At 66.7% G+C, this 894-nt stretch carries 1 protein-coding gene; it reads left to right on the top strand.

Going from position 1 to position 894, the window contains the following annotated elements; all coding sequences use genetic code 11:
• Positions 1 to 102: 102 nt before the first annotated feature.
• Positions 103 to 894: cytochrome P450 family protein (locus J0695_RS39615; RefSeq protein ID WP_206969685.1), on the top strand; the 792-nt coding region annotated here is incomplete at its 3' end.

The raw sequence follows: 894 nt of genomic DNA, 5'->3' as shown, positions 1-894 counted from the left end.
ACACCTCCTTCCAGGACTCCGCCCTCGACGGATCCTGGCTCCAGCAGCGGCACCCCGCGCGAGCGCCGTGTGTTTCGCTGCCCGAAACTTAAAGGTCCTTTCATGGAACTCACGCAGTGCCCCCTTGTCATCGACCCGCTGGGCCACGACATTCACGGTGAGATCGCACAGATCCGCGCACGCGGCAGCGCAGTCCAAGTGGAGCTCCCCGGAGGGGTCCTGGCATGGTCGGTCACCGACTACGCCCTGATCAAACGCCTCCTCAACGATCCACGGGTCTCCAAGGACGCCTACCGGCACTGGCCCGCCTGGATCAACGGCGACGTGCCCCAGCAGTGGCCGCTGGCGATCTGGGTCTCGGTACAGAACATGGTCACCGCATACGGCGAGGACCACACCCGGCTGCGCCGGCCGGTGGCCGCGGCATTCACCGCCCGGCGGACCGCCGCCCTGCGGCCGAACATCGAAGCGATCACCGGGCGCCTGCTGGCCGGGCTGTCCGCCACGGCCCGCGACCGCCCAGTCGACCTCCGCGAAGCATTCGCCCACCCCCTCCCCACCGAAGTGGTGTGCGAACTCTTCGGGATCCCCGACGCATACCGCGACGACCTGCACCGGATCATCAAAGGGTTCTTCCGCACCTCCACCTCGCTCGAAGAAGCCCGCACGAACGCCCAGAACCTCTACACCACCATGACCAAGATCGTCGCCCTCAAACGCGAGACCCCCACCGCCGACCTCACCAGCGACCTCGTCTCGGCCTGCGACACAGGAGAGGCACAGCTCAGCGAGAAGGAACTCCTCGACAACCTCATCCTGCTGTTCACCGCGGGCTACGAGACAACCGTCAACCTCCTCGACAACGCCATCAGCGCCCTGCTCACCCACCCCGAC

The organism is Streptomyces beijiangensis (genome assembly GCF_017315755.1).
GTDB lineage: Bacteria > Actinomycetota > Actinomycetes > Streptomycetales > Streptomycetaceae > Streptomyces > Streptomyces beijiangensis.
Note: the sequence above shows the minus strand (reverse complement) of the source record. Positions and strands in the feature narration are given on the sequence as shown.